Here is a 3,694-nt window from a genome sequence, read left to right as displayed (position 1 = left end):
CTATACCCTAACCGGATGTCAGGGTAGACTGCCTCACAACGTCAGAATAGAGTCGGTTGTGTTATTTATTGACACTAGCTGAAAAAGGTCATAGATTTCTTCCTGACATTTTCGTCCAGGGAGGCATCTTGCAGGGTCAACGCATCGGCTACGTCCGGGTCAGCAGCTTCGACCAGAACCCGGAACGGCAACTTGAACACGTCGAAGTCGGCAAGGTGTTCACCGACAAGGCGTCGGGCAAGGACACCCAGCGGCCCGAGCTTGATTCGCTGCTGGCCTTCGTGCGCGAAGGCGACACCGTGGTGGTTCACAGCATGGATCGCTTGGCGCGCAACCTCGATGACTTGCGCCGCCTCGTGCAAAAGCTCACCAAGCGCGGCGTGCGCATCGAGTTCGTCAAGGAGAGCCTGACCTTCACCGGCGAGGATTCGCCGATGGCGAACCTGATGCTGTCGGTCATGGGGGCGTTCGCTGAATTCGAGCGGGCCTTGATCCGCGAGCGGCAGAGGGAAGGCATCGCGCTCGCCAAGCAACGCGGAGCCTACCGGGGCCGCAAGAAAGCGCTGTCGCCCGAACAGGTAGCCGATCTGCGGCAGCGGGCCGCCGCCGGCGAACAAAAAGCGAAGCTGGCCCGCGAGTTTGGTGTCAGCCGGGAGACCCTGTATCAATACTTGAGAGCGGATCAGTAAATATGCCACGTCGTTCCATTCTGTCCGCCGCCGAGCGGGAAAGCCTGTTGGCGTTGCCGGATACCAAGGACGACTTGATCCGATACTACACGTTCAGCGATACCGACCTCTCCATCATCCGGCAACGGCGCGGGCCTGCGAACCGCTTGGGCTTTGCAGTTCAGCTCTGCTACCTGCGCTTTCCCGGCATCCTCCTTGGCGTCGATGAGCCGCCGTTTCCGCCCTTGCTGAAACTGGTCGCCGACCAGCTCAAGGTCAGTGTCGAAAGCTGGGGCGAGTACGGGCAGCGGGAGCAGACCCGGCGCGAGCATCTGGTCGAGTTGCAAACGGTGTTCGGCTTCCAGCCCTTCACCATGAGCCACTACCGGCAGGCCGTCCACACGCTGACCGAGCTGGCCATGCAAACCGACAAGGGCATTGTGCTGGCCAGCGCCTTGATCGAGCATCTGCGGCGGCAGTCGGTCATTCTGCCTGCCCTCAACGCCGTCGAGCGGGCGAGCGCCGAAGCGATCACCCGCGCCAACCGGCGCATCTACTACGCCTTGGCCGAACCACTGTCGGACGCGCATCGCCGCCGCCTCGACGATCTGCTCAAGCGCCGGGACAACGGCAAGACGACTTGGCTGGCCTGGCTGCGCCAGTCACCCGTCAAGCCCAATTCGCGGCATATGCTGGAGCACATCGAACGACTCAAGGCATGGCAGGCGCTCGATCTGCCTACCGGCATCGAGCGGCTGATCCACCAAAACCGGCTGCTCAAGATCGCCCGCGAGGGCGGCCAGATGACACCCGCCGACCTGGCCAAGTTCGAGGCGCAGCGGCGCTACGCGACCCTGGTGGCGCTCGCCATTGAAGGCATGGCCACCGTCACCGACGAAATCATCGACCTGCACGACCGCATCCTGGGCAAGCTGTTCAACGCCGCCAAGAACAAGCATCAGCAGCAGTTCCAGGCGTCCGGCAAGGCGATCAACGCCAAGGTGCGGCTGTTCGGGCGTATCGGTCAGGCACTGATCGAGGCCAAGCAATCGGGCCGCGATCCGTTTGCCGCCATCGAGGCCGTCATGTCCTGGGACGCCTTCGCCGAGAGCGTCACCGAAGCGCAGAAGCTCGCGCAGCCCGAGGACTTCGATTTCCTGCACCGCATCGGCGAGAGCTACGCCACGCTGCGTCGCTACGCGCCGGAATTCCTCGCCGTGCTCAAGCTGCGGGCCGCGCCCGCTGCCAAGGATGTGCTGGAGGCCATCGAAGTGCTGCGCAACATGAACAGCGACAACGCCCGCAAGGTGCCCGCCGACGCGCCAACCGATTTCATCAAGCCGCGCTGGCAGAAGCTGGTGATGACCGACACCGGCATCGATCGGCGCTACTACGAACTGTGCGCGCTGTCGGAGATGAAAAACGCCCTGCGCTCCGGCGACATCTGGGTGCAGGGATCGCGCCAGTTCAAGGACTTCGAGGACTACCTGGTGCCACCCGCGAAATTCGCCAGCCTCAAGCAGGCCAGCGAATTGCCGCTGGCCGTGGCCACCGATTGCGACCAGTACCTGCATGACCGGCTGACGCTGCTGGAAACGCAGCTCGCCACCGTCAACCGCATGGCGCTGGCCAACGAGCTGCCGGACGCCATCATCACGGAGTCGGGCCTGAAGATCACGCCGCTCGATGCGGCGGTGCCCGACACCGCGCAGGCGCTGATCGACCAGACAGCAATGATCCTGCCGCACGTCAAGATCACCGAACTGCTGCTGGAGGTAGACGAATGGACAGGCTTCACCCGGCACTTCGCGCACCTGAAATCGGGCGACCTGGCCAAGGACAAGAACCTGCTGCTGACCACGATCCTGGCCGACGCCATCAACCTGGGTCTGACCAAGATGGCGGAGTCCTGCCCCGGAACGACCTACGCCAAGCTCGCCTGGCTCCAAGCCTGGCATACCCGCGACGAAACCTATTCGTCGGCGCTGGCCGAACTGGTCAATGCGCAGTTCCGGCATCCCTTCGCCGAGCACTGGGGCGACGGCACCACGTCATCGTCGGACGGCCAGAATTTCCGAACCGGCAGCAAGGCCGAGAGCACTGGCCACATCAACCCGAAATATGGCAGCAGTCCTGGGCGGACTTTCTACACCCACATCTCCGACCAGTACGCGCCATTCCACACCAAGGTGGTCAATGTCGGCGTGCGCGACTCGACCTATGTGCTCGACGGCTTGCTGTACCACGAGTCCGACCTGCGCATCGAGGAGCACTACACCGATACGGCAGGATTCACCGATCATGTATTTGGCCTGATGCACCTGCTGGGCTTCCGCTTTGCGCCGCGCATCCGCGACCTGGGCGACACCAAGCTGTTCATCCCCAAGGGCGACACCGTCTACGACGCGCTCAAGCCGATGATTAGCAGCGACAGACTGAACATCAAGGCTATTCGCGCCCATTGGGATGAAATTCTACGGCTGGCCACGTCGATCAAGCAGGGCACGGTGACGGCTTCGCTGATGCTGCGCAAGCTCGGCAGCTATCCGCGCCAGAACGGCCTGGCCGTGGCCCTGCGCGAGCTGGGGCGTATCGAGCGCACGCTGTTCATCCTGGATTGGTTGCAAAGCGTGGAGCTGCGCCGTCGCGTGCACGCTGGGCTGAACAAGGGCGAAGCCCGCAATGCGCTGGCCCGCGCCGTGTTCTTCAACCGTCTGGGTGAAATCCGCGACCGCAGCTTTGAGCAGCAGCGCTACCGTGCCAGCGGCCTCAACCTGGTGACGGCGGCCGTCGTGCTATGGAACACGGTCTATCTGGAACGGGCTGCGCACGCGCTGCGGGGCAACGGCCACGCCGTCGATGACGCGCTGTTGCAGTACCTGTCGCCGCTCGGCTGGGAGCACATCAACCTGACCGGCGATTACCTCTGGCGCAGCAGCGCCAAGATCGGCGCGGGCAAGTTCAGGCCGCTGCGGCCGTTGCAACCTGCTTAGCGTGCTTTATTTTCCGTTTTCTGAGACGACCCC

Annotated in this window: 2 protein-coding genes; both read left to right on the top strand. The window is 63.2% G+C overall.

The window, feature by feature from the left end; translation table 11 throughout:
* Positions 1-128: 128 nt before the first annotated feature.
* The gene (locus QMX82_RS25465) at positions 129-689 is read left to right on the top strand and encodes a recombinase family protein (RefSeq protein WP_011239984.1); all 561 of its coding nucleotides are present in this window, start codon (positions 129-131) and stop codon (positions 687-689) included.
* Positions 690-691: 2 nt separating this feature from the next.
* Positions 692-3,661 carry a Tn3 family transposase gene (locus QMX82_RS25460; RefSeq protein WP_011239983.1) on the top strand — a complete coding sequence of 990 codons (2,970 nt, stop codon included), beginning with the start codon at positions 692-694 and terminating at the stop codon, positions 3,659-3,661.
* The last annotated feature ends 33 nt before the right edge of the window (positions 3,662-3,694 follow it).

The organism is Pseudomonas sp. PS02302, from assembly GCF_029959585.1.
Taxonomy (GTDB): Bacteria; Pseudomonadota; Gammaproteobacteria; order Pseudomonadales; family Pseudomonadaceae; genus Chryseomonas; species Chryseomonas aestiva.
The sequence above is the reverse complement of the archived record's forward strand: the minus strand, read 5'-3'. Positions and strand labels throughout refer to the sequence as shown.